Annotated in this window: 22 protein-coding genes and 1 riboswitch; of the genes, 20 read left to right on the top strand and 2 right to left on the bottom strand. The window is 41.6% G+C overall.

Going from position 1 to position 25,081, the window contains the following annotated elements; all coding sequences use genetic code 11:
- Positions 1 to 89: 89 nt before the first annotated feature.
- Positions 90 to 1,316 (bottom strand): PD40 domain-containing protein, encoded by a 1,227-nt coding sequence (locus CVD27_RS00720; RefSeq protein ID WP_180960108.1) that lies wholly within the window; start codon positions 1,314 to 1,316, stop codon positions 90 to 92.
- A gap of 63 nt (positions 1,317 to 1,379) precedes the next feature.
- Between CVD27_RS00720 and CVD27_RS27705 the strand changes: the two genes are divergently transcribed.
- The 13 genes from CVD27_RS27705 to purD all read left to right on the top strand — a co-directional run bounded on the left by CVD27_RS27705 (position 1,380) and on the right by purD (position 14,764).
- On the top strand, positions 1,380 to 1,577 hold the full coding sequence (locus tag CVD27_RS27705; protein WP_142384058.1) for an NETI motif-containing protein: 198 nt from the start codon (positions 1,380 to 1,382) through the stop codon (positions 1,575 to 1,577).
- A gap of 89 nt (positions 1,578 to 1,666) precedes the next feature.
- Positions 1,667 to 1,768: riboswitch (purine riboswitch) on the top strand.
- A 118-nt stretch (positions 1,769 to 1,886) separates the two neighbouring features.
- A complete protein-coding gene (gene purE, locus CVD27_RS00725; protein ID WP_101645990.1) occupies positions 1,887 to 2,375 on the top strand; it encodes a 5-(carboxyamino)imidazole ribonucleotide mutase in 489 nt (162 codons plus the stop codon).
- Entirely contained in the window at positions 2,368 to 3,516 is a 1,149-nt protein-coding gene (purK, locus tag CVD27_RS00730; protein WP_101646008.1) for a 5-(carboxyamino)imidazole ribonucleotide synthase, read from the top strand. Before purE ends, purK begins: the two co-directional genes overlap by 8 nt.
- A 4-nt stretch (positions 3,517 to 3,520) precedes the next feature.
- Entirely contained in the window at positions 3,521 to 4,819 is a 1,299-nt protein-coding gene (purB, locus tag CVD27_RS00735; protein ID WP_101645991.1) for an adenylosuccinate lyase, read from the top strand.
- 81 nt (positions 4,820 to 4,900) lie between these two features.
- Positions 4,901 to 5,614, top strand: a complete 714-nt coding sequence (purC, locus tag CVD27_RS00740) for a phosphoribosylaminoimidazolesuccinocarboxamide synthase (RefSeq protein WP_101645992.1) — start codon at positions 4,901 to 4,903, stop codon at positions 5,612 to 5,614.
- The gene (purS, locus tag CVD27_RS00745; protein WP_098530804.1) at positions 5,607 to 5,861 is read left to right on the top strand and encodes a phosphoribosylformylglycinamidine synthase subunit PurS; all 255 of its coding nucleotides are present in this window, start codon (positions 5,607 to 5,609) and stop codon (positions 5,859 to 5,861) included. The genes purC and purS overlap by 8 nt, the downstream gene beginning before the upstream one ends.
- Complete coding sequence (gene purQ, locus CVD27_RS00750; RefSeq protein ID WP_101645993.1) at positions 5,858 to 6,541, top strand: phosphoribosylformylglycinamidine synthase subunit PurQ; 684 nt, start codon at positions 5,858 to 5,860, stop codon at positions 6,539 to 6,541. The genes purS and purQ overlap by 4 nt, the downstream gene beginning before the upstream one ends.
- Positions 6,525 to 8,741 (top strand): phosphoribosylformylglycinamidine synthase subunit PurL, encoded by a 2,217-nt coding sequence (gene purL / locus CVD27_RS00755; RefSeq protein ID WP_101645994.1) that lies wholly within the window; start codon positions 6,525 to 6,527, stop codon positions 8,739 to 8,741. Before purQ ends, purL begins: the two co-directional genes overlap by 17 nt.
- Positions 8,726 to 10,129, top strand: coding sequence for an amidophosphoribosyltransferase (gene purF, locus CVD27_RS00760; protein ID WP_101645995.1), 1,404 nt, complete (start codon positions 8,726 to 8,728; stop codon positions 10,127 to 10,129). Before purL ends, purF begins: the two co-directional genes overlap by 16 nt.
- Positions 10,130 to 10,142: 13 nt before the next feature.
- Entirely contained in the window at positions 10,143 to 11,177 is a 1,035-nt protein-coding gene (gene purM / locus CVD27_RS00765) for a phosphoribosylformylglycinamidine cyclo-ligase (protein WP_101645996.1), read from the top strand.
- Complete coding sequence (gene purN, locus CVD27_RS00770) at positions 11,174 to 11,776, top strand: phosphoribosylglycinamide formyltransferase (protein WP_101645997.1); 603 nt, start codon at positions 11,174 to 11,176, stop codon at positions 11,774 to 11,776. Before purM ends, purN begins: the two co-directional genes overlap by 4 nt.
- Positions 11,751 to 13,289 carry a bifunctional phosphoribosylaminoimidazolecarboxamide formyltransferase/IMP cyclohydrolase gene (gene purH / locus CVD27_RS00775; protein WP_101645998.1) on the top strand — a complete coding sequence of 513 codons (1,539 nt, stop codon included), beginning with the start codon at positions 11,751 to 11,753 and terminating at the stop codon, positions 13,287 to 13,289. The genes purN and purH overlap by 26 nt, the downstream gene beginning before the upstream one ends.
- 203 nt (positions 13,290 to 13,492) lie before the next feature.
- The gene (gene purD, locus CVD27_RS00780; protein WP_101645999.1) at positions 13,493 to 14,764 is read left to right on the top strand and encodes a phosphoribosylamine--glycine ligase; all 1,272 of its coding nucleotides are present in this window, start codon (positions 13,493 to 13,495) and stop codon (positions 14,762 to 14,764) included.
- 125 nt (positions 14,765 to 14,889) lie between these two features.
- Here the strand turns inward: purD and CVD27_RS00785 are convergent, their stop codons facing one another.
- Positions 14,890 to 15,192 (bottom strand): YgaP family membrane protein, encoded by a 303-nt coding sequence (locus tag CVD27_RS00785; RefSeq protein ID WP_101646000.1) that lies wholly within the window; start codon positions 15,190 to 15,192, stop codon positions 14,890 to 14,892.
- A 164-nt stretch (positions 15,193 to 15,356) separates the two neighbouring features.
- Between CVD27_RS00785 and CVD27_RS00790 the strand changes: the two genes are divergently transcribed.
- The 7 genes from CVD27_RS00790 (at position 15,357) to CVD27_RS00820 (ending at position 24,948) form a co-directional block, all read left to right on the top strand.
- A complete protein-coding gene (locus CVD27_RS00790; protein WP_101646001.1) occupies positions 15,357 to 17,102 on the top strand; it encodes an adenine deaminase C-terminal domain-containing protein in 1,746 nt (581 codons plus the stop codon).
- Positions 17,103 to 17,172: 70 nt separating this feature from the next.
- Positions 17,173 to 18,216: a DUF3048 domain-containing protein gene (locus tag CVD27_RS00795; RefSeq protein WP_101646002.1), complete on the top strand. Its 1,044-nt coding sequence runs from the start codon at positions 17,173 to 17,175 to the stop codon at positions 18,214 to 18,216.
- 13 nt (positions 18,217 to 18,229) lie between these two features.
- Entirely contained in the window at positions 18,230 to 18,541 is a 312-nt protein-coding gene (locus tag CVD27_RS00800; RefSeq protein WP_101646003.1) for a YerC/YecD family TrpR-related protein, read from the top strand.
- A 158-nt stretch (positions 18,542 to 18,699) separates the two neighbouring features.
- On the top strand, positions 18,700 to 19,383 hold the full coding sequence (locus CVD27_RS00805; RefSeq protein ID WP_101646004.1) for a heptaprenylglyceryl phosphate synthase: 684 nt from the start codon (positions 18,700 to 18,702) through the stop codon (positions 19,381 to 19,383).
- Positions 19,384 to 19,454: 71 nt separating this feature from the next.
- A complete protein-coding gene (gene pcrA, locus CVD27_RS00810; RefSeq protein ID WP_101646005.1) occupies positions 19,455 to 21,719 on the top strand; it encodes a DNA helicase PcrA in 2,265 nt (754 codons plus the stop codon).
- Positions 21,720 to 21,767: 48 nt separating this feature from the next.
- Positions 21,768 to 23,774 carry an NAD-dependent DNA ligase LigA gene (gene ligA / locus CVD27_RS00815; protein ID WP_101646006.1) on the top strand — a complete coding sequence of 669 codons (2,007 nt, stop codon included), beginning with the start codon at positions 21,768 to 21,770 and terminating at the stop codon, positions 23,772 to 23,774.
- Positions 23,775 to 23,787: 13 nt separating this feature from the next.
- Positions 23,788 to 24,948 (top strand): CamS family sex pheromone protein, encoded by a 1,161-nt coding sequence (locus CVD27_RS00820; RefSeq protein ID WP_101646007.1) that lies wholly within the window; start codon positions 23,788 to 23,790, stop codon positions 24,946 to 24,948.
- Positions 24,949 to 25,081 lie beyond the last annotated feature (133 nt).

Raw genomic sequence — 25,081 nt, forward strand, 5'->3', positions numbered from 1 at the left:
GAGTAGGACGTTGCCAGGCACAAAAAGAGACAATCTTAAGTGATTGTCTTTTTTTGTATTCTTCAGTAACTACAGAGATCTTCCATTTACTAACGCCCTCTGTATAAACTAAACACCTCATCCCAATTCCATCGATCATAATAATTACTTGCCACATTAATAATTTTAATCCACTTAACATCAGTTTGATTCTCTAACAAAAATATAGAGGCTGAATATTTATTTGTTCTGATCCAAAGAAGCGTATCATCTATAAAACGCGGAGCAAAGTCACTTTCTTGTTCGGCAGGGAATGTTACCTGTTTTTGCTGGCCAGAAGTCATGTTAATTTGATAAATACAAGGCAATGGCCTATTAATTAAATCGGCCTTCGTGTCTTCCTTTGCGCGAGAAACATAAATAACCTCGTTATTTTTCCATGAAAGATCCCTATCTACATATCCGTTAGGGGTAACTAACTCTTTGTTTAGTGAAGGAAAATTAACAACCTCCACCTGTTTATTTAGATTGGCCTCCCTTCCAATTCCCTTAACATAACCAAGCGTATTTTTTGAAGGGGCCCATTGAAACCATTCAACCTCATTTAACATATCAGCAGTTCTTTGAAAAACTTGTCCATTTCTAGATAACAAACATAAGGTATTACTGTCAGCTGATAAAGAAGCAGTCGGAAGTAATAAAAAGCTTAGCCATTTTTGATCGTATGACCATTTAAATGGACTAGTACTGACATAGTATTCACCTTCATTAACTGGAACTGTATAGAATTGCCTGACTATCGGTTTGTTTGTTCGAAAGGTAATCTGTGATAGGATGAGATTGGATTGAAGCTGTTTACTTTCCTTTCGGGAAACTAGCAGACTGTGACCATCTGGAAGCCAAGAGAAGTTTTCAATATTTTCCGCTATTTCTGAAATTAAAAAGGGAATTGCGGGATCGAGAGTAAGCACGTATAATCTTTTATTAATTATAAAACTTATTCGATTATCTCTCGGAGACCATTGGAAGTTATTTTCCACATTGGATCTAACCTGAAAATGATTATTCATTTTAGAATTATATAACCAAAGTTCAAAGGTACCGTCTTTTTTCGTTCTTTTTAAATAGGCAATCCAGTTACCATCATGAGACCATTTAGGATAGCTTATCCGTCCCTCAAAGGTAACTTGCTGCTCTTTATCTCCAGTTTTAGTCCATAAATTATGATGGCGGATAAAGGCGGCTTTTAGCTCTTTAGATGTATTTTGAGCGTAAGCTGTGTGGCAGGTTGGGATAATAATAACAAAGAGTATGGAAAGTAGTAAATTTTTTATCAAAGAAAACCCTCCTTTGCTATTTAGTGTGTACAGAATAAACAGGATTAGAAAGAGGTATTGGTAATGAGCAAAAAGAAACTGCAGTTTGAGGTACAGGAAAATGAAAGTATTGAGGATTGCCTGAATAGGATAAAAGAGCAGGGGTATGCTCCCATTCGGCGCATGGAAAAACCAATCTTTCAAGAGGTGAAAAAGGACGGAGAAATGATTTACGAGCCAGTAGGGCGTCAAATCGTCTTTGAAGCAAAGTTAATTGAGTAAAACACGAACATTAAAGTAATATTTAAAAATAATGTTCGACATATTTATTGACATACTAAGGTGATGGTTGGTAAGATAAAGGTGTCGAATCAAACAACAGTTTTTACCCTCGTATATCCATGGGAATATGGCCCATAAGTTTCTACCCAATAACCGTAAATTATTGGACTATGAGGGAAAGTCAATATTGTTCGGAAATAAGGGCTTGTCCCTTTCTGTATTTTTCCATGCCCGGACAAATGGCTTTCTCTTCTTTTGAGGAAGCTATTTGTCCGGGCATTTTATTTGTCTTTAAAAGGGGGAACTAAGATGACCACACTAGTTGGTGTCATCATGGGGAGTAAATCGGATTGGGAAACAATGAAATATACATGTGAAGTGCTAGACCAGTTAGAGGTCGCTTATGAGAAAAAGGTAGTTTCCGCTCATCGTACACCAGATTTAATGTTCACATATGCAGAAGAAGCAAGAAACAGAGGACTAAAGGTTATTATCGCCGGAGCCGGCGGTGCAGCCCATCTTCCTGGGATGGTCGCAGCCAAGACCACCTTGCCAGTCATTGGGGTGCCTGTTCAAACTCAGGCATTAAAGGGCTTAGATTCCTTGCTATCGATTGTTCAAATGCCTGGGGGAGTTCCGGTTGCCACGGTAGCTATTGGTAAAGCAGGTGCAGTCAATGCAGGATTGTTAGCCGCACAAATTATCGCAACAGAAGACCAAGAACTTGCTGGAAGATTAGAAGCAAGAAGAGAAGCCACTAAACAAGAGGTACTGGAAAGTAGTGATCAACTTGGATAAGCAGACAATTTTACCAGGAGATACCATTGGAATCATTGGCGGCGGACAGCTTGGAAGGATGATGGCTTTAGCAGCAAAAGCACAAGGTTTTCGGATAGCGGTTTTAGAACCAACGCCGGATTCACCGTGTGGACAGGTTGCTGACGTGGAAGTAATCGGTGCCTACGACGACCGAGAGGCCATCAGCCGATTGGCTGAGGTTAGTGATGTAATTACTTATGAGTTTGAAAATATAGATGCTGATACATTAAGCTGGATTTGTGAACAAGCATATGTACCGCAGGGTCCAAAGCTGCTCACGATCACGCAGGATCGGATTAAGGAGAAAGCTGCTATCCAACAAGCCGGAGTGGAGGTGGCACCCTACGCAGTTATTAGCAGTAGGCAAGATTTATTTTTAAAAATAGATGAAATTGGTTATCCGGCAGTATTAAAGACTTCAAGAGGCGGCTATGATGGGAAGGGCCAGCTGGTCATTAGAAAAGAGCAGGATTTAGAAGTTGCTCAGCCCTTGTTGGAACACGGTGACTGTGTGTTAGAGAAATGGATTCCATTTGAAAAAGAAATTTCGGTGATTGTAACACGAAGCCTTGACGGGGAAACCGCCATTTTCCCGGTGGCTGAAAACATTCACAAAGAAAACATTTTGCATAAAACGATTGTGCCTGCACGAATTTCAGAAACTACCAAGGCAGATGCCATTCAAAAGGCAAAGAAAATTGCTGATTCACTGCAGTTAGTTGGAACGCTTGCAGTCGAGATGTTTGTGAACAATAATGGTACAATCTTTATTAATGAGCTGGCGCCACGTCCGCATAATTCAGGGCATTATACCATTGAGGCATGTGAGACGTCACAGTTCGAGCAGCATGTCCGCGCGATCTGTAATTGGCCTTTAGGACGCACCGAGTTGTTAAAACCGGCTGTTATGGTCAACCTATTAGGGGAGCATCTTGAAAACCTATTAGAAGAAATTCCGACTTTGGATAATTGGAAGATCCATCTATACGGTAAGAAGGAAGCTAAGGTTAAAAGGAAAATGGGTCATGTGACCATTTTACGTGAAAACGTGGAAATTGCTCTAAAAGAAATTGATAAAAGCAGCATCTGGGAAACTGCTAAAGAAAAGATCGGGGGATAATTGAATGATTGATCGTTACACAAGACCAGAAATGGGAGCTATTTGGACGGAGGAAAACCGCTTTAATGCTTGGCTGGAAGTGGAGATCCTTGCTTGTGAAGCATGGGCAGAGCTAGGAGAAATCCCGAAAGAAGACGTAAAGAAGCTCCGTGAAAATGCTTCTTTCAATATCGACAGAATTAAAGAAATTGAAGAGGAAACAAGACACGATGTCGTTGCTTTTACTCGTGCAGTATCTGAAACATTAGGGGAAGAACGTAAGTGGGTACATTACGGACTAACTTCAACAGACGTGGTGGATACCGCACTATCTTATCTTTTAAAACAAGCGAATGCAATCTTACTAAAAGACATCGAGAACTTTATTGAAATTTTGAAAAACAAAGCGATCGAGCACAAGTTAACCGTCATGATGGGCCGGACACATGGAGTTCACGCAGAACCGACTACTTTTGGTTTAAAAATGGCTTTATGGTATGAGGAAATGAAGCGTAACCTTGAGCGTTTTAAACAGGCAGCAGCAGGCGTGGAGTTTGGAAAGATTTCCGGTGCAGTCGGAACCTATGCAAACATCAACCCGTTTGTAGAGCAATATGTTTGTGAAAAATTAGGAACCAGCCCAGCGCCAATCTCAACACAAACCTTACAGCGTGACCGTCACGCACACTATATGTCTACGCTTGCGTTGATTGCGACTTCAATCGAAAAGTTTGCCGTCGAGGTCCGCGGTCTGCAAAAGAGTGAGACTCGTGAGGTAGAGGAGTTCTTTGCAAAGGGTCAAAAAGGTTCATCCGCCATGCCGCATAAACGGAATCCAATTGGTTCTGAGAACATGACAGGATTGGCACGTGTGATTCGTGGTTATATGATGACTGCTTATGAAAATGTGCCGCTATGGCATGAGCGTGATATTTCACATTCATCTGCCGAGCGGATTATCCTTCCGGATGCGACGATTGCATTGAACTATATGCTTAACCGCTTTGGTAACATTGTGAAAAACTTGACTGTATTCCCAGAAAATATGAAGCGTAACATGGATCGTACTTTAGGATTAATCTATTCTCAACGTGTCCTATTGGCTTTAATCGATAAGGGCTTATCACGTGAAGAAGCTTATGATACGGTACAGCCGAAAGCGATGGAAGCATGGGAAAAGCAAGTACCTTTCCGCAGCTTAATTGAAGCAGAAAATAAGATTACCGCATTGCTTTCAGCAGAAGAGATTGCGGATTGCTTTGACTATAACTACCATCTCCAGCATGTGGATACGATTTTTGACCGCTTAGGTTTGAACGAATAAGGAAAATTTGATAGGGAGGGTGCAAGTGAGCCCTTCCTATATACGGAAGATTCCCAATATTAAGAATAGGGGTGCGGAAGAATGAGCGAGATGCTTTACGAAGGCAAGGCGAAACGAATTTTCACAACGGACGATGAACAAATTGTACGGGTTCAATATAAAGATTCTGCAACTGCTTTTAATGGTCAAAAGAAAGCAACTATTAGTGGAAAAGGCCGTTTAAATAACGAGATTACTAGTTTGTTATTTTTAAAACTAAAAGAACAAGGCATTGACTCACACTTTATCAAGAGAATTTCAGAAACTGAACAGCTGGTGAAGAAAGTAACGATTATTCCTCTTGAAGTCGTTGTCCGTAATGTCGCAGCAGGAACACTTTCCAATCGTTTAGGAATCGAAGAAGGCAAAGAACTGTCAACTCCAATCGTTGAATTTTATCTTAAAGACGATGCCTTGGGCGACCCGCTAGTAACAGTTGATCACATTCTTGAATTAAAAGCAGCAACCGTTAAGGAACTTGAAATCCTAAAGAATAACGCACTTCAAATTAATACAATTTTATCAAGCTTTTTCAATGAGCTCGGGATTCGCTTAATCGACTTTAAGCTCGAGTTTGGCAAAGACCATGACGGGCAAATTTTACTTGCCGATGAGATTTCTCCAGATACCTGCAGACTGTGGGATAAAGAAACCAATGAAAAGCTCGATAAGGATGTATTCCGCCGGGATTTAGGAAGTTTAACAGAAGCCTATGAAACTATTTTAGCGAAATTGGGAGGACATCAGCATGTATAAAGTAAAGGTGTATGTAACATTAAGAGAGAGTGTATTAGATCCACAAGGAAAAGCCGTAACTCATTCCTTACATTCTTTAAACTATAAGCAAGTAACAGATGTCCGCATCGGGAAATTCATGGAGTTAACGATTGAAAAATCAGATCGTGACATTAATGAAGTCGTTAATGAAATTTGTACCAACCTATTAGCGAATCCGGTTATTGAAGATTACCGTTACGAGGTAGAGGAGTGTGTGACACAGTGAAATTTGCGGTAATCGTTTTTCCTGGATCGAATTGTGACGTTGATATGTTTCATGCCGTTAAGGATGAACTTGGTGAAGAAGTTGAATATATTTGGCACGATGCCGATAATCTAGACGAGTTTGACGCAATTTTGCTGCCAGGAGGTTTCTCTTTTGGTGACTACCTTCGCACTGGAGCGATTGCCCGTTTTAGCCGAGTAATGAAAGAGGTAGTAAAAGCAGCGGAAGCTGGGAAACCAGTCCTTGGCGTTTGTAATGGATTTCAGATTCTTCTTGAGGCAGGTCTGCTTCCAGGGGGGATGAGACGAAACGAGAGTCTATCGTTCATTTGTAAACCAGTAGAATTAAAGGTAGAAAACAATCAGACGATGTTTACAAACTCGTATGGCGAAGGGGAAAGTATCGTGATCCCTGTCGCACATGGAGAAGGAAACTATTATTGTGATGAAGAAACACTAGCGAAATTAAAAGCAAATAACCAAATCGTTTTTACCTATAATCAAAATCCGAACGGAAGTCTTGCAGATATCGCAGGTATCACCAATGAAAAAGGCAATGTCCTAGGTATGATGCCGCATCCGGAAAGAGCGGTTGATGAATTATTGGGCGGCGCCGATGGTTTAAAAATGTTTCAATCGATTGTAAAAGCTTGGAGGGAAGCACATGTTGTCAACGCTTGAACCAAATCCTACTCAGATTAAAGCAGAAAAAGTATATCAGCAAATGGGTTTGACCGACGAAGAATTTGCACTGATTGAAAATATTCTTGGGCGCACACCTAACTATACTGAAACAGGTCTTTTTTCGGTAATGTGGTCTGAACATTGCAGCTACAAAAACTCAAAGCCTGTCTTGAAAAAGTTCCCTGTTACAGGTGAACGTGTTCTTCAAGGTCCTGGAGAAGGCGCTGGTATTGTCGATATCGGTGACGGGCAGGCGGTAGTTTTTAAAATCGAAAGTCATAACCACCCATCTGCCATTGAGCCATATCAAGGTGCGGCAACAGGTGTTGGCGGTATTATCCGCGATGTCTTCTCAATGGGAGCACGTCCAATCGCCATGTTGAACTCACTTCGTTTTGGTGAACTGGATTCTGACCGTGTACGTTACTTGTTCAAAGAGGTCGTAGCAGGGATTGCTGGTTATGGTAACTGTATTGGTATTCCGACGGTTGGCGGCGAAATTGGATTTGATCCATGCTATGAAGGAAATCCACTAGTAAACGCAATGTGCGTAGGGTTAATTGACCATAAGGATATCAAAAAAGGCCAGGCGCATGGTGAAGGCAATACGGTTATGTATGTTGGAGCAAAAACAGGACGCGACGGAATTCATGGTGCCACTTTTGCTTCTGAAGAATTAACAGAACAATCAAGTGAAGACCGGCCAGCGGTTCAGGTTGGCGATCCATTCATGGAGAAGCTTCTGTTAGAAGCATGCTTAGAATTGATTCATTCTGATGCCCTTGTTGGTATTCAAGATATGGGTGCTGCGGGTCTTATCAGTTCATCTGCTGAAATGGCAAGTAAAGCTGGAATGGGACTTGAGATGAATTTGGACTTAGTTCCACAGCGGGAAACAGGCATGACCGCTTATGAAATGATGTTGTCGGAATCTCAAGAGCGTATGCTGATTGTAGTTAAAAAGGGCAGAGAGCAAGAAATCGTTGATCTTTTTGAAAAGTACGGACTCGAAGCGGTAGGTATTGGAAGGGTTACTAGCGATAAACAGGTTCGCCTTTTCCATAAAGGAGGAATCGTGGCAGATGTTCCAGCTGATGCTCTAGCGGAAGATGCACCGGTTTACCACAAGCCATCTAAAGAACCAAGCTACTTTGCTGAATTCCAAGCGATGGAAAATGAAGCTCCTCAAGTGGACGATTTGAAAGAAACATTAGTTAGTCTTTTAAGCCAGCCAACGGTTGCTAGTAAAGAATGGGTTTATGAGCAGTATGATTACATGGTGCGTACAAATACTGTTGTTGCTCCAGGATCTGATGCAGCGGTAGTAAGAATTCGCGGTACACGTAAAGCATTAGCGATGACTACCGATTGTAATGCGCGTTATGTTTATTTAGATCCTGAAGTGGGCGGAAAAATTGCCGTAGCGGAAGCAGCCCGTAATATTGTATGTTCCGGAGCAGAACCGCTTGCGATTACGGATAACTTGAACTTTGGTAACCCAGAAAAACCGGAAGTATTTTGGCAGATTGAAAAAGCAGCTGACGGTATGAGTGAAGCCTGCCGCGTGTTAGAGACACCAGTTATTGGCGGAAACGTATCTTTATATAACGAAACAAGCGGAACCGCGATCTATCCAACACCAGTCGTTGGGATGGTTGGTTTAGTAACAGATCTTGACCATATCACCACACAGAACTTTAAAGAAAACGGTGACCTTATTTATCTAGTTGGGGAAACAAAGGATGAATTTGGCGGCAGTGAGCTGCAAAAACTTCTGAACGGACGTGTATTTGGTAAGGCTCCTGAACTAGATGTAACAGTTGAAAAAGAAAGACAAAATCAAGTGCTTGCGGCAATCCGTGCAGGATTGGTTCAATCTGCTCATGACCTATCTGAAGGTGGCCTAGGTGTGGCATTAGCAGAAAGTCTATTCGCAAATGAAAAGCTTGGAGCAGAAGTTAACATTGCAGGAAACCCGGTTTCGGCCCTTTTCAGTGAGACTCAATCACGTTTCCTATTAACTGTAAAGCCTGAACATAAGGCTGAATTTGAAAGATTAGTAGAAGCAGTGCAGATTGGTACTGTCACTGAAACATCTAAGTTGGAAATCAAAAATCATGATGCATCTGTACTTGAAGCTTCCGTATCAGAAATGAAAGCTGCTTGGAAAGGAGCTATCCCATGCTGCCTGAAATAAAGGGATTAAACGAAGAGTGCGGGATCTTTGGTGTCTTTGGACACCAGGATGCTGCACAGTTAACCTATTACGGACTTCATAGCCTGCAGCACCGCGGTCAGGAAGGGACTGGGATCGTCGTTTCAGATGGTAAAACCCTTAAAGGGGTAAAAGGTGAAGGTCTGGTAGCAGAGATCTTTACAGCAGATGCCATGAAGGAATTAACAGGCAGTGCGGCGATTGGTCATGTTCGTTATGCTACAGCTGGAGGCGGAGGCTACGAGAACGTTCAGCCGTTATTGTTCCATTCACAAAAGGGGAGTCTCGCGCTTGCTCATAATGGCAATCTTGTGAATGCAAATTATTTAAAATATCAGCTTGAAGCGCAGGGAAGTATTTTCCAAACAAGTTCCGATACAGAGGTTTTGGCTCATCTTATTAGAAGAAGCGGCTTTCCTCAATTAAAGGATCAAGTGAAAAACTCTTTATCTATGCTAAAGGGTGCATATGCGTATTTAATCATGACAGAAACAGAGCTTATGGTAGCTCTTGACCCGCATGGTTTACGTCCATTGTCCCTTGGCTGCCTTGGTGATGCTTACGTTGTCGCATCAGAAACTTGTGCCTTTGATGTTGTCGGTGCCGAATATATCCGTGATATTATGCCAGGCGAACTAGTAATCATTAATGAAAATGGTATAACATCTGAGCGGTTTGCTATCAGTACCACAAAAGCCATTTGTACGATGGAATATATTTATTTCTCAAGACCTGATAGTAATATTCAAGGAATCAATGTTCATACAGCCCGTAAAAATATGGGGAAACAATTAGCTGTAGAAGCACCAATCGAAGCAGATGTCGTGACCGGGGTTCCTGATTCTAGTATTTCAGCAGCGATCGGTTATGCAGAAGCAACTGGAATTCCTTACGAAATGGGCTTAATTAAAAATAAATATGTTGGCAGAACTTTTATTCAGCCGTCACAAACACTTCGGGAGCAAGGGGTAAAGATGAAGCTGTCAGCGGTCCGCGGCGTTGTGGAAGGAAAACGCGTTGTCATGGTCGATGACTCGATTGTACGCGGCACGACGAGCAGACGAATTGTCAACCTGTTGAAGGAAGCAGGAGCAACAGAAGTACACGTTGTAATCAGTTCACCACCGATTAAAAATCCTTGTTTTTATGGAATTGATACCTCAACAAAAGAGGAATTAATTGCCTCTGATAAAAATGTGGAGCAAATTAGAGAAGCGATTGGTGCGGATTCATTAACCTTCATTAGTGTTGATGGGATGATGAAAGCACTCGGCCAGGAAGGGACAAATGGCTATTGCCTAGGTTGCTTCACCGGTAATTATCCAACAGAGATTTATCCTGATACATTACAATACTATTATCAAAAATAAGGTGGGGAGACTCTTGGCTAAAGCATATAAAGAAGCTGGCGTAAATATTGAAGCGGGCTATGAGGCTGTTTCACGAATGAAAAAACATGTCCAAAGAACAGCTCGTGCCGGTATCATTGGCGGATTGGGCGGTTTTGGCGGTATGTTTGATCTATCATCACTGCAATTAAAGGAGCCTGTTTTGGTGTCAGGCACCGATGGAGTCGGCACGAAGCTGATGATAGCGTTTTGGATGGATAAACATGATACGATTGGTATTGATGCAGTGGCAATGTGTGTAAATGATATCGTTGTTCAAGGGGCAGAGCCACTGTTCTTTTTAGATTATATTGCCTGTGGTAAAGCGGAGCCGGAGAAAATCGAGGCAATCGTAAAAGGGATTGCTGACGGCTGTGAGCAGGCTGGTTGTGCTCTAATTGGCGGGGAAACAGCTGAAATGCCAGGATTATACAGCCAAAACGAGTACGACCTTGCTGGTTTTACTGTCGGCGCTTGTGAAAAATCACAGTTAATTACAGGGGAAAACATTCAGGCTGGAGATGTGCTGATTGGTTTGGCTTCGAGCGGTATTCACAGCAACGGTTATTCTTTAGTCCGAAAGGTGTTTAATAACTGGTCCTTACTCGATTTCGTTGACGAACTCGGCTGCACATTAGGTGAAGAGTTGTTAAAACCTACTAAAATATATGTTAAACCGATTCTGTCAGCATTGAAAAAGTTCCCATTAAAAGGAATGGCTCACATTACCGGCGGTGGCTTCATCGAAAATATTCCTCGGATGTTGCCTGAAGGCCTTGGAGCAAAGTTAGATGAAAAAAGCTGGCCAATTCCTCCCGTGTTCCAATTAATCTCCTCTCATGGTCAAATTGACTATCAGGAGATGTATAATATTTTTAACATGGGTATAGGGATGGTTATTGCGGTAGATCGTGAAATGGCAGCTGATGTGCTCCAGCATTTCGAACAATGCGGTGAAAAAGCCTATCAAATAGGTGTGGTAACGGATCAAGAAGGTATTGAGATTAAGGGACAAGGTGGACGGCTATGAAGAAAATAGCTGTATTTGCCTCCGGGAACGGCAGTAATTTTCAAGCCATTATCGATGTGGTGAAGTCAGGAGAACTGACTGCGGAAATTTCCCTTTTAGTATGCGATCAACCGGATGCTTATGCCATTGATAGAGCCAACGCTGCAAGAATTCCGAGTTTTGTATTTAAAGCGAAGGAATACTCTAGTAAAGCAGAATATGAGCAAGCCATCTTATCAGAATTAAAGAGATATGATGTGGAGTTCATTGTTCTAGCCGGATACATGCGGTTGGTTGGTCCAACCTTACTAGGTGCCTATCAAGGCAAGATTGTAAATATTCATCCATCACTTCTTCCTGCTTTTCCTGGCAAAGATGCCATCGGTCAAGCGCTTGCTGCAAAGGCAAAGTGGAGTGGAGTGACGATTCACTATGTGGATGAGGGGATGGATACAGGTCCCATTATTGTTCAAGAACGTGTAAAATTGGAAGAAGACGAAACAAGAGACAGTCTTCAACATAAAATCCAGCAAATCGAACACAAACTATATCCAGAAATACTTCAAATGCTATTCACACAAGGAGATGTAATCAATGACACAAAAGCGCGCGCTTATTAGTGTATCTGATAAAAATGGAATTACTGACTTTGCGAGAGAACTAGTCAGCCTAGGGTTTGAACTGATCTCGACAGGCGGTACCAAAAAGGCCCTTCAAGAGCAGGGAATCCCTGTGCTTAGTGTTAGCGATGTAACAGGTTTTCCGGAAATTTTAGAAGGACGTGTCAAAACGTTAAATCCATTTATCCACGGCGGCTTACTTTCTAAACATGATAATCCAGATCATTTAAAACAGTTAGAAGAGCATGGAATTCAGCCTATTCAAGTAGTTTGCGTGAACCTTTATCCATTCCAGCAAACCATCGCAAAGCCAGATGTGACGGTAGCAGATGCAATTGAGAATATTGATATCGGCGGTCCATCCATGCTTCGCGCTTCAGCCAAAAACCATCAATATTTAACGGTTGTTGTGGATCCAGCTGATTATGCGACTGTTATTGAAGAGTTAAAAGCAGAAGGCTCTACTACACTTGAAACAAGAAGAAAGCTTGCGGCGAAGGTTTTCCGTCATACAGCTGCATATGATGCGTTAATTGCTGAATACATGACAAATCTTGCCCAAGAAGAAAACCCAGAAACTTTAACGGTTACTTATGAACGAAAACAAACGCTTCGTTATGGTGAAAATCCGCATCAAAAGGCTGCTTTTTATAAAAAGCCGCTTGGTTCTACCTTCTCGATTGCCAATGCTGTTCAACTGCATGGAAAAGAACTTTCTTACAACAATATCAACGATGCCGACGCTGCTTTGCAAATCGTAAAAGAATTCTCTGAACCTGCTGCAGTTGCAGTTAAGCATATGAATCCATGTGGTGTCGGAACTGGTAATAATGTGTTTGAAGCTTTCACGAAAGCATTTGAGGCAGATCCAGTCTCTATTTTTGGCGGAATTATTGCATTTAACCGTGAAGTGGATGCTGAGACTGCAAGCAAGCTTCATGAAATTTTCTTAGAGATTATTATTGCCCCAGCTTACTCGGAGGAAGCATTAGCGATTTTAACAGGTAAAAAGAATCTGCGTCTATTAACGATTCCGTTTAACGATGTGAAGAAGCATGAGTTGAAAATGACAACGATTGAAGGCGGATTGCTTGTTCAAGAGCAGGACCGATATACATTAGAAGATGCAGCTATCACTGTTCCAACAAAGAGACAACCAACGGAAGAAGAATGGGAAGCTCTAAAACTTGGATGGAAAGTGGTTAAGCATGTAAAATCTAATGCTATTGTTGTTGCTAGCAAAGACATGACACTTGGCGTTGGCGCAGGACAAATGAACCGTGTCGGTTCGGCAGAAATCGCTCTAAAGCAAGCTGGTGATAAAGCAGAAGGAGCCGCCCTTGCATCTGATGCTTTCTTCCCAATGGATGATACCGTTGAAGCGGCAGCAAAAGCAGGAATTACGGCGATTATTCAACCAGGCGGCTCCATTCGTGATGCTGACTCAATTAAAAAAGCAGACGAATACGGAATTGCCATGGTGTTTACGGGCGTTAGACACTTTAAACATTAGACTTTGTTAAAGTCATTGTTGATTTTGTAAGGATGTTGATTGGAGCGGAAGGCGCTCGACTCCTGCGGGAGTACGGGGCAGGGGAGACCCCACAGGCGCTAAGCGCCGAGGAGGCTCCCCGGCACGCCCGCGGAAAGCGAGCGACTGTAGCGGAAATCAACTTCTAAGTTTAACACAGTCACACATAAGATGAGGTGTAATGGATGAAGGTACTAATCATTGGCCGCGGCGGACGAGAACATGCCATCTGCCGAAAGGTCAGCGAAAGCACATTGGTTGAAAAGGTATTTGTCGCTCCAGGAAATGCTGGAATGGTAGATGTATCAGAACGAATTGCCATTGAAGAATCACAGCATGAAGAGCTTATTGCTTTTGCAAAGGAGCAAGGTGTCGGATTAACAATCATCGGACCGGAAGTTCCTTTACTTGAAGGACTATCTGATAAATTTGAAGCAGCAGGATTGGCTGTGTTTGGACCTCGGAAAGCAGCAGCTGAGATTGAGGGCAGCAAGTCGTTTGCAAAAGAATTAATGGAAAAATATCAGATCCCAACGTCTGATTATGCGGTTTTTACTTCAGTTGAAGAGGCTCGTAACTATATCCTTGAAAAAGGAGCCCCAATTGTTATTAAGGCAGATGGGCTAGCAGCAGGAAAAGGTGTTACGGTTGCGATGACTTTAGAGGAAGCTCTGGCGAGTGTGGAAGAGATGCTCGTTGGTGCCAAATTTGGGGACGCTTCTTCCAGTGTCGTGATTGAAGAGTTTTTAAGCGGCGAGGAATTTTCGCTGATGGCGTTTGTGAATGGGGAAGTGGTGATTCCGCTAGAGATCGCTCAGGATCATAAACGTGCTTATGATGGAGACCAAGGTCCGAATACTGGTGGAATGGGTGCATACTCTCCGGTTCCACAGATTGGTGAGGACACCGTGGCGACAGCTGTTGAGACGGTCTTGCTCCCGGCGGCTAGCGCAATGGTCCAAGAGGGACGGAGTTTCTGTGGGATTTTATACGCTGGCTTGATGAAAACAGCAGAAGGTCCAAAGGTCATTGAGTTTAATGCTCGATTTGGCGACCCTGAAACCCAGGTTATTTTACCAAGATTAAAATCAGACTTGGTTCAAGTCATTTTAGACCTTTTAAAGGGTGAATGTCCTGAGCTTGAGTGGGATTCGCAGGCAATGGTCGGTGTGGTTGTTGCTGCAAAAGGGTATCCTGAGGTTTATGAAAAGGGTGCTGTTCTTAAGGGCTTGGCTGATATTTCGAAGGCTGCTTATACGTTCCATGCCGGTACGGTTCAGAATGAATCTGGTGAATTCTTGACTGCAGGAGGCCGGGTGCTGCTTGTTGGCGGGAAGGCTGAGACTCTTGCTGACGCACAGGCGAAGGTGTATAAGGAGTTAGAGAAGTTAAACTGCGATGGCGTTTTCTATCGTAAAGATATTGGCGCAAAAGCTATTGTGACATCTGTTCGTTAATTATTAATAGATGAGGGAAATGACCGTATGAGAAATTCAAGCGGTCATTTTTTTTATTAACCCAAAGAGAAAAAAGAGCCCATCAAAGATCAACAACCGACCTCACTAGAGCTCTATCCCAAAAATTAAGTTGGATTATAAGGCATCATCGAATCCCCATCCACAGCGAGCCCTTCCATATCATTGGCTGTATCCGTCGCATTCTGATGCTCTTTAACCATATCTGACCACCGTTCGCATAAAGCCGTCACCGGACAATAGCGGACAATTCCCTCAGCGACCTTCATCGCACCACAGAAGGCTGCCAATAAATAAGAATCTCTCCAGGGACGCTTGACCATCTTTGAGGTACTCCAAGCTACAATGGTTAACCCAAAAGTAATACGAATCATGGCATTCAATATTCCTATATTAGGTGTAATTTTCAATGTGCTCACTCCTTCACAATTTTTTTACAATTTTTATCAATACTTTACTGCTTTAAAAAGTAAAATATGTTAAGATAGGTCTAAAGCATTTTGTAAGGGCTTTCTTTATTGGTAAATCAACTTATTATTATTATATAGATAGTTTTTTAAGGGAGGGACATGGTATGCTGGAACAACGCTACCGCTGGAAAAATAAACACTTACGCATGCATGTATCCGTTTTAGAAGGGAAAACATCCCCAACGATATTATTAAAAAATGCTTTATATTTAAATCAGACCTTTCGCCAATGGATGAGAGCGAATATCTGGATTTATGACGACCGCATTGTTTATGTTGGTGATAACTTGCCTTCTTATATCGAAGACTGTGAAATCATTGATTGTACCAATGAAATCATTGTGCCAGGATACATCGAGCCGCATGCACATCCGTTTCAATTATATAATCCCCTGACATTAGCCGCCTATGCATCCCAATTTGGTACGACGACGTTAATTAATGACAATATGGCGTTAATTTTACACTTGAAAAAAAGGGAAGCGTTTTCATTATTAAGGGATCTTAGATCTATCCCATCAACCATGTATTGGTGGAGCCGTTTTGATTCCCAGACAGAATTATTGAATGAAGAAGAGATATTTTCACATAGTAATGTAAAAGCATGGCTTGAGCACGATGCCGTCCTTCAAGGAGGAGAATTAACTGGCTGGCCAAAACTGCTTGATGGCGATGATATGATGCTTCATTGGATTCAAGAGGCAAAACGGATGCGCAAGCAAATTGAAGGTCATTTTCCAGGTGCTTCTGAGAAAACATTAGCAAAAATGATGTTGTTAGGTGCAGATAGTGACCATGAAGCCATGACTGGGGAAGAGGTCTACAGCAGGCTTGTGCAAGGATACATGGTTTCATTACGCTACTCATCCATCCGTCCTGACCTGCCCCAGATTTTAGATGATATGAAGCGGTTAGGGATTGAGGCATATGACCGGCTTATGTTTAATACGGATGGTTCTTCGTCGACTTTTTACGAGCAAGGAATTACCGATCAAATGATTAGGATTGCTATTGAAAAAGGCGTACCAATTATAGATGCCTATAATATGGCTACAGTAAATATTGCCCGTTACTATAATATTGAACATCTCCATGGAGCTATTGCAACAGGCCGTATTGCAAACCTTAACTTCTTATCAAGCATTGAAAATCCGACACCAGTTTCCGTTTTAGCCAAAGGAAAATGGGTGAAGCGAAACGGTGTCAAAGTGGATGGAATGTACGGAGAAATGAGCTGGGATGAATATGGATTGAAGCCAATGGAACTGGATTGGCAGTTATCCCTTGATGACCTTCAATTTTCCATGCCGTTTGGGATTAAGATGGAGAACTCCGTCATTACAAAACCATATTCCATCTCAATTGATGCCTCAGCAGACCAACTGCCAAAAGAGTTAGATGAATGCTATTTTATGTTGGTTGACCGTTATGGAAAGTGGAGAATCAACACCTTGCTAAAGGGATTTGCAACAAATCTCTCAGCTTTGGCCAGTTCTTATTCTAATACTGGAGATATCATATTAATTGGGAAGAACAGGTTTGATATGGTAAACGCCTTTAATAGAATGAAAGAATTGGGCGGCGGAATTGTCATGATGGAAGATTCCCAAGTGGTGTGTGAAGTTCCTCTCAACCTAAGCGGAATCATGTCAGATGTTCCTATTGAAAAATTAATAGAACAAGAGAAAATATTATTAAAAGAATTGAGAGAACGAGGATATAAATTTTCAGATCCGATTTACAGCCTAGCCTTTTTCTCTGCTACACATTTACCATACATTCGCATCACGCAGCAAGGAATGTATGATGTTATGAACAAATCAGTATTCTTTCCATCAATAATGCGTTAAACTGTAAGTAACTAAAGAGTTAAAGCGTGAAAGTGTTTTGTAAAATGGATAAAATAGGGGTGTTCAATAAATGAAAAAATGGGCTGTTGCCGTGACAGCTATCTTTTTACTACTTACAGGGTGCAATAATAAGGAAACTGTCAAAAGACCTGTTAAGGAAGAAAAGCCAGATACAAAACATGAGAATAAACCAGAAGACGTGGCAAAAGCCGACCCTTATTTTTATCCATTAACAGGTATTGGCACTGACACAAAACCTGATGACCGAGCGGTTGCCGTTATGATAAATAACCATCCAAAGGCCAGGCCACAATCGGGTTTAAATAAGGCTGACATTATTTATGAAGTGTTAGCTGAAGGGGATATTACCCGCTTCCTTGCTGTTTTTCAAAGTGAAAAGCCGGCCAATATCGGTCCTGTAAGAAGTGCGCGCGATTATTATATCCAGATCGCCAAAGGGTTTAATGCACTTTATATTGCTCATGGCTGGAGCGAAAAAGCAAAAAAGATGCTGCAAGACAATTATGTAGATAACTTAAATGGAATTGTCTATGACGGAACTCTTTTTAAGCGATCGAGCGCCCGAAAAGCACCACATAACTCTTATATCACGTATGAAAATATTTTAAAAGGTGCTAAACAAAAAGGCTACTCCATGAAAGGCAGCCCGCCAAGTTTTAAGTTTTTATCTGAAGAAGAAAGAAAAACAATTACAGGCAACAATGCTTCCACAGTAAAAATTACTTACTCAAGAGGCGGAATTTCCGATTCTATAGTCCAATATGATAGTACACTTGGCAAGTATAAGCGTTTTTCAGAGGGAGAACAGACGGTAGATTTAGAAACGAAAGAACCGATATTGTTAGATAATCTTTTTATTATTGAAACACCCCACAAAGTTATTGATTCCGTTGGACATAAGGATATTGACCTTCAATCAGGGGGCAAAGGCTACTTGATGCAAATGGGGAAGGTCATGGAAGTAGAGTGGGCAAATCGAAATGGCAGAATCGTCCCTGTTAAAAGCGGGGAAGAGGTTCCTTTTGTTCAAGGCAAAACCTGGGTAAATGTTGTACCATCACTTCAAAAAAATGTAATATTCAATACAAATTAAAGGAGCTGCAAATATGCAAATCAACAAATTGCGAGGAAAAGAACTGGATCAATTATTTAAGTCAGTTCTTTCCTTACAAGATCTCGAAGAATGCTATCGCTTTTTTGATGATTTATGCACGATTAATGAAATCCAATCATTAGCTCAGCGTTTAGATGTAGCACGAATGCTGCGCGAAGGAAACACTTATCATAAAATTGAAACGGAAACAGGAGCAAGTACAGCGACGATTTCAAGGGTAAAGCGCTGTTTGAACTTTGGAAACGATACGTATGAAATGGTCCTTGAGCGTATTAAGGCAGAAAAGAAAACGGAAGAAGAGTAACTAGAAACCGAAGATAAAATCTTCGGTTTTTCTTTTTGCATAGGCTTTCAATAAAGTTGGATATGATTTCTATGTATTGTTTTATTGTTTTCTTTTTTTATTACAAACGGCTAATGCTATAATGGTGTAATGGAAAGATGAATGGGAGGATTCCATTGATGTATGATATTCGCGAGTGGCGCCATGTGTTTAAACTCGATCCTAATAAAGAAATAACCGATGAACAATTAGAGAGAATCTGCGAATCAGGAACGGATGCAGTGATTGTAGGGGGAACAGACGGAGTGACACTTGAAAATGTCCTCGATTTAATGGCAAGAATCCGCCGCTTTACTGTTCCATGTGTTCTGGAAGTGTCTAGTATAGAGAGTGTCACACCTGGATTTGACCTTTATTTTATCCCGACCATTTTAAACAGTAGAGATCCTAAGTGGATTACAGGGCTGCATCACCAGGCAGTGAAAGAATTTGGAGAAGTTATGGACTGGAACGAATTCTTTATGGAAGGCTACTGTATTCTTAACGAAGATTGTAAGGCAGCAAAGTTAACGAACGTTGATGCCTGTTTAACGACTGAAGATGTTAAGGCATACGCGATGATGGCTGAAAAAATGTTTCAGCTCCCAATCTTCTATCTTGAATATAGTGGGAAATATGGGGATCCTGCAGTAGCAGCAGAAGTGAAAAGGGTCTTGGAAAAAACAATCCTTTTCTACGGAGGAGGGATTTCCTCTTTTGAACAAGCATCCGAAATGGCCAAGCATGCCGATGTAATTGTCGTTGGGAACGTAATATATGAGGATTTTCAAAAGGCCCTTGAAACAGTAAAAGCTGTTCGGTAGAAATTTGCTTCTCAATAATAAAAACGTTAGAATTAAAATAAGAACAAATGTTTGTAATGGTGGTGGAATAAGTGCAATTTTTAACAGATAAGCTTCTAAACGGGCTAAATCCGGAGCAGCAAAGTGCTGTTAAGGCAACTGACGGTCCACTTCTTCTTATGGCTGGTGCCGGAAGTGGAAAAACAAGAGTTTTAACGCATCGAATTGCGTATTTAATAGTGGAAAAACGTGTTAACCCATATAATATTTTAGCAATTACTTTTACGAATAAAGCAGCAAGAGAAATGAAGGAACGTATCAGTAAAATGATGGGAGGAGCAGCAGAGGAAATATGGATTTCCACCTTCCACTCGATGTGTGTAAGGATCTTACGCCGCGATATCGACCGGATGGGCTATAACCGAAACTTTACGATTCTTGATACAACCGACCAACAATCGGTCATTAAATCCATCCTTAAAGATAAAAATCTTGATCCAAAAAAATATGATCCACGTGCTATCTTAGGCTCGATCAGTTCTGCAAAAAATGAACTAATCGGTCCAGAAGAATATGAGAAGAGTGCTGGCGGTTATTTTGAACAAACGGTAAGCGAGGTTTATAAAGAGTATCAAAAGCGGCTTAGAAAAAATCAGGCCCTTGACTTTGACGACTTAATCATGATGACCATTCAATTATTTCAGCGCGTGCCAGAAGTTCTAGTCTATTACCAGCGCAAGTTTCAGTATATTCATGTGGATGAGTATCAGGATACAAACCGAGCACAGTACATGCTGGTAAAAATGCTAGCGAGCCGTTTCCAAAATCTTTGTGTGGTCGGTGACTCCGATCAGTCCATTTATAGATGGCGCGGTGCCGATATTGCCAATATTCTATCCTTCGAAAAAGACTATCCGAACGCAACCGTCATTCTTCTAGAGCAGAATTACCGCTCGACCAAACGGATTCTCCTTGCGGCAAATAAGGTAATTGAAAATAACCTAAACCGTAAAAAGAAAAACCTATGGACAGAAAACCCAGAAGGGAACAAGCTAGTCTATTACCGAGCAGACAGTGAGCAGGGGGAAGCCCAGTTTGTTGCTGGGAAGATTAAGGAATTGACCCGTGATCAATACAAACAATCCGACATTGCGATTCTTTATCGGACCAATGCACAGTCCCGTGTGATGGAGGAAGTGCTTTTAAAATCAAATATCGATTATTCAATTGTCGGCGGAATCAAGTTCTATGACAGAAAAGAAATTAAGGACATGCTTGCTTATTTACGTTTGATTTCTAACCCGGATGATGATATCAGTTTGACAAGGGTTATCAATGTTCCTAAACGTGGAATTGGTTCGAGTTCGTTAGATAAAATCGCTAACTTCGCCGCCATGCATGATATTTCTTTATATCAAGCATTAGAATCAGTCGAATTGCTTGGCTTAAGCCCTAAAATTACGAAAGCGGCAGCCCAGTTTCGTGATTTAATTCGTAATTATACAAATATGCAGGAATTCTTGTCCGTCACAGAATTAGTAGAAGAAGTTCTGGATAAATCAGGGTACAAGGAAATGCTGAAGGCAGAAAAATCGATTGAGGCTCAAAGCCGTCTCGAAAACCTTGAGGAACTTTTATCGGTAACGAAAAACTTTGAGGATTCAAGTGAGGATAAAAGCCTTGTAGCTTTCTTAACTGATTTGGCTCTCGTGGCAGACATTGATTCTCTTGATGAAGATGGAGAAAAGTCTGACGCTATTACCCTAATGACATTACACTCCGCAAAAGGGTTGGAATTCCCAGTTGTCTTCTTAATTGGAATGGAAGAAGGCGTATTCCCTCATAGCCGTTCTTTAATGGAAGAAGCCGAAATGGAGGAAGAACGCCGTTTAGCTTATGTTGGTATCACAAGAGCAGAGCAGACTCTTTTTATAACCAATGCGCAAATGAGAACCTTGTTTGGTAGGACCAGTATGAACCCAGCTTCAAGATTTATTTCGGAAATTCCTCAGGATTTAATCGAAGGCGTTGAAACGGAAAAACGAACCAGCAGTTCTTTTGGTTCAAGCGGAAGATCTTTTGGATCATCAGGAACTTCTTTTGGCTCGACAAGAAGTACATTTACAACACCGGCTACACCAAGAAAGCCTGTTATGCGTCCTGTTTCCGCAGGAGCATCTGGAGGAGAAGACATCGGCTGGAAGGTAGGCGATAAAGCCGAACATGGTAAATGGGGTACTGGAACGGTTGTAAGTGTAAAAGGACAGGGTGAGGGAGTAGAGCTTGATATCGCCTTCCCAAGTCCAGTAGGAATAAAACGCTTATTAGCTAAATTTGCACCTATTAAGAAGGCATAATAGCTGTCTTGGACAGTGTTAGATTACCTTTATGAAAGGGCTGGATATATGGATTTACAAACAGCTGCAACAAAAATTGAGGAACTAAGAAGCCTTTTAAATCTATATGGCTACGAATATTATGTGCTGGACAAACCTTCTGTACCGGATGCTGAATATGACAAGCTCATGCACGAGTTGTTGGAGCTGGAAGATAAGTTCCCGGAACTAAAAACACCTGATTCACCGTCCGTTCGTGTGGGCGGACCGGTGCTTGATGTTTTTGAAAAGGTGGAGCATCGTACACCGATGTTAAGCTTAGGAAATGCCTTTAATGAAGAAGATTTAAGGGATTTTGACCGCAGGGTCCGTCAATCAGCAGGCGATAATATTTCATATGTTGCTGAGTTAAAAATTGATGGACTTGCCGTTTCATTACGTTATGAAAACGGACTATTTGTTCAAGGAGCAACCCGCGGGGACGGTACGATTGGGGAAGATATCACGGCCAATCTGAAGACCATCAATGCTATTCCGCTCAGGCTTCGGGAAGATGTTTCTATTGAGGTGCGCGGTGAGGCATACATGCCAAAGCGTTCATTTGAAGCGTTGAACAAGCTGAGGGAAGAACGAGGTGAAGAGCTGTTTGCAAACCCAAGAAATGCGGCGGCTGGTTCTTTAAGGCAGCTTGACCCCAAAATCGCAGCTTCAAGAAAACTAGACGTGTTTTTATATGGAATAGGAAATCCAGCAGAAATCGGTGTGGAAGCTCATAGTGAGGGACTGGATTATCTAGATCATCTTGGCTTTAAAACAAATAAAGAGCGGAGAAGATGTGCCGCCATTGAGGATGTCATTGAATTTGTTAACAGCTGGGTGGATAAGCGGCCGCATCTTCCATATGAAATTGATGGAATTGTTATTAAAGTAGATTCGCTTACTCAGCAGGCGGACCTTGGTACAACAGCAAAGAGTCCACGTTGGGCTATTGCCTATAAGTTCCCGGCTGAAGAAGTTGTGACCACCCTTTTAGAGATTGAGTTAAGCGTAGGCAGAACCGGAGTCATTACACCGACGGCCATTCTTGAACCTGTTAAGGTAGCCGGAACAACGGTACAGCGTGCCTCCTTGCATAACGAGGACTTAATCCGTGAAAAGGATATAAAAATCGGCGATAAAGTGGTTGTAAAAAAAGCGGGAGATATTATCCCAGAAGTGGTTAATGTTTTAGCTGACCAACGAACAGGGGATGAAGTGGATTTCCTTATGCCGACACATTGCCCTGAATGTGATAGTGATTTGGTCCGTCTTGAAGGGGAAGTCGCACTAAGATGTATCAATCCTAAATGTCCAGCACAGATTCGTGAAGGACTGATCCATTTTGTTTCCCGTGATGCCATGAACATTGAAGGGCTTGGGGAAAAGGTAATCAGTCAGCTTTTTGCTGAAAAGTTAATCAGCGATGTGGCAGATATTTATAAACTAACGCGTGAGCAGCTCCTTGCTCTTGAGAGAATGGGTGAGAAGTCTGTTTCAAACCTATTAAAAGCGATTGAAACTTCTAAAGGTAATTCTCTTGAAAAACTATTATTTGGCCTGGGCATCCGTCTTGTTGGAGCAAAAGCGGCAAAAACACTTGCCCAACAATTTGTAACCATGGAAAAATTAGCTCAGGCTACAAAAGAGGAGTTAGTCAGCATCAATGAAATTGGCGCTAAAATGGCTGATTCTATCGTCACGTTTTTTGAGCAGGAAGAAGCTGGTGAGCTGATTAATGAATTAGCGGCAGCTGGTGTAAATATGGAATACAAAGGAGCAAGGCCGGTATCTCCTGAAGAATCTGATAGTATCTTTGCCGGAAAAACAGTTGTCCTTACAGGAAAAATGGAGCAATTATCACGGAATGAAGCAAAAGAAAAAATTGAAGCCCTTGGCGGTAATGTCGCCGGAAGTGTTAGTAAAAAGACACATCTCGTCATCGCTGGTGAAGATGCAGGTTCTAAGTTAACAAAAGCACAAGAGCTTGGTATCGAAGTGTGGGACGAGGAGAGGCTTTTAGAAGAATTAAATAAATAAGAGGTGGATCGACGTGAGGAAAATCTCATTGCTCGCTCTCTCCCTGGTCTTTTTGCTAAGTGCTTGTGCACCTAACTTTCAAAAGCAAAATGAAACAGTTCAAACAAAGGAGAAGGCAAAAGGGAAGGCGATAATTCCCAAATATAATATCTCGAATAATTATTACCGGACCATTCTCCCTTTTGAACCGGGAGAAGCACGTGGTTTGGTCGTTAATAATATTAATACCCGATATGACTTAAATGAGTTTGAAATGGGCTTAATGAGAATTGCCCAAAACAGTTTTGATACAGATAAATATTACTTTCAAGAAGGCCAGCAGCTTAAAGCAAAGACCATTAAACAGTGGCTAAACCGTCAGTATACGGCTGCCCAGCTTAAGGAAAATAAAATGAAAGCTGATGAAAATATTGGTCTTAACCCGGTCAATACAAGTCCAACGGGCAGTGCCCCTTCAAGCCCGATCTATCTTGCTCATATCTTGGAACATGACTACCTGACCAAAGACGATAAGGGGAATGTGTCTCTTGCAGGTATTACGATCGGTTTGGCATTAAATTCAATTTACTACTATAAAATAAAAGCTGATGGCGACACATTTGAGAAAAAGATTCCGTTTACTGAAATGGAGAATCAAGGTAAAAAGATGGCAGCGGAAGTGGTTAAACGTATCCGATCCATGAAAAATTTGGGTAATATCCCAATCACGATTGCTTTATTTGAACAGCAAAGTAAAACATCGGTTGTTCCTGGAAACTTTTTTACTTATACTACCGTTGACCAAGGAAGTACAGAATTAAATAATTGGGAAAAAGTGGATGAAAAATATTATTTATTCCCGTCTACAGATGCGGAAAATGACCATCGTGATGATACAATTGCTTTCCTAAACTTTAAACAAGATGTAGAAGAATACTTTCCTAATTATAACGGTGTGATTGGCAAAGCTTTTTATGTTGGTGACCAGCTGCAGGACTTGAATATTACCATTCCAATTCAATTCTATGGAAAAACCGAAGGCATAGGTTTTACCCAATATGTGACGGGGCTTGTGATGGAGCATTTCCCTAAATATCTTTCTGTGTCTGTAAGTGTAACGTCTGTAGATGGACCAGAAGCACTAATTGTTAAAAAGGCAGATGCAACAGAACCATTTGTCTATATCTATCAGTAAGACCTGGCATTTTGCTGGGTCTTTTTTTAAGTGTGCCAGGCATGGCAACTATCTAGGTGGTGAAAGTCCACTGTGGGGGTACACATCGACCAACCGCTAAGGAAGCGCAAGGTACTTACCGTGAGGTAAGGGC

This window comes from Neobacillus cucumis (assembly GCF_002860255.1).
Classification (GTDB): domain Bacteria; phylum Bacillota; class Bacilli; order Bacillales; family Cytobacillaceae; genus Neobacillus; species Neobacillus cucumis_A.

Bases quoted from the DNA above. Each gene is read 5' to 3' on its own strand.
- CVD27_RS27705 (WP_142384058.1), top strand. From the start codon at position 1,380: ATGAGCAAAAAGAAACTGCAGTTTGAGGTACAGGAAAATGAAAGTATT.
- purE (WP_101645990.1), top strand. From the start codon at position 1,887: ATGACCACACTAGTTGGTGTCATCATGGGGAGTAAATCGGATTGGGAA.
- purB (WP_101645991.1), top strand. From the start codon at position 3,521: ATGATTGATCGTTACACAAGACCAGAAATGGGAGCTATTTGGACGGAG.
- purC (WP_101645992.1), top strand. From the start codon at position 4,901: ATGAGCGAGATGCTTTACGAAGGCAAGGCGAAACGAATTTTCACAACG.
- purS (WP_098530804.1), top strand. From the start codon at position 5,607: ATGTATAAAGTAAAGGTGTATGTAACATTAAGAGAGAGTGTATTAGAT.
- purL (WP_101645994.1), top strand. From the start codon at position 6,525: ATGTTGTCAACGCTTGAACCAAATCCTACTCAGATTAAAGCAGAAAAA.
- purF (WP_101645995.1), top strand. From the start codon at position 8,726: ATGCTGCCTGAAATAAAGGGATTAAACGAAGAGTGCGGGATCTTTGGT.
- purN (WP_101645997.1), top strand. From the start codon at position 11,174: ATGAAGAAAATAGCTGTATTTGCCTCCGGGAACGGCAGTAATTTTCAA.
- purH (WP_101645998.1), top strand. From the start codon at position 11,751: ATGACACAAAAGCGCGCGCTTATTAGTGTATCTGATAAAAATGGAATT.
- purD (WP_101645999.1), top strand. From the start codon at position 13,493: ATGAAGGTACTAATCATTGGCCGCGGCGGACGAGAACATGCCATCTGC.
- CVD27_RS00790 (WP_101646001.1), top strand. From the start codon at position 15,357: ATGCTGGAACAACGCTACCGCTGGAAAAATAAACACTTACGCATGCAT.
- CVD27_RS00795 (WP_101646002.1), top strand. From the start codon at position 17,173: ATGAAAAAATGGGCTGTTGCCGTGACAGCTATCTTTTTACTACTTACA.
- CVD27_RS00800 (WP_101646003.1), top strand. From the start codon at position 18,230: ATGCAAATCAACAAATTGCGAGGAAAAGAACTGGATCAATTATTTAAG.
- CVD27_RS00805 (WP_101646004.1), top strand. From the start codon at position 18,700: ATGTATGATATTCGCGAGTGGCGCCATGTGTTTAAACTCGATCCTAAT.
- ligA (WP_101646006.1), top strand. From the start codon at position 21,768: ATGGATTTACAAACAGCTGCAACAAAAATTGAGGAACTAAGAAGCCTT.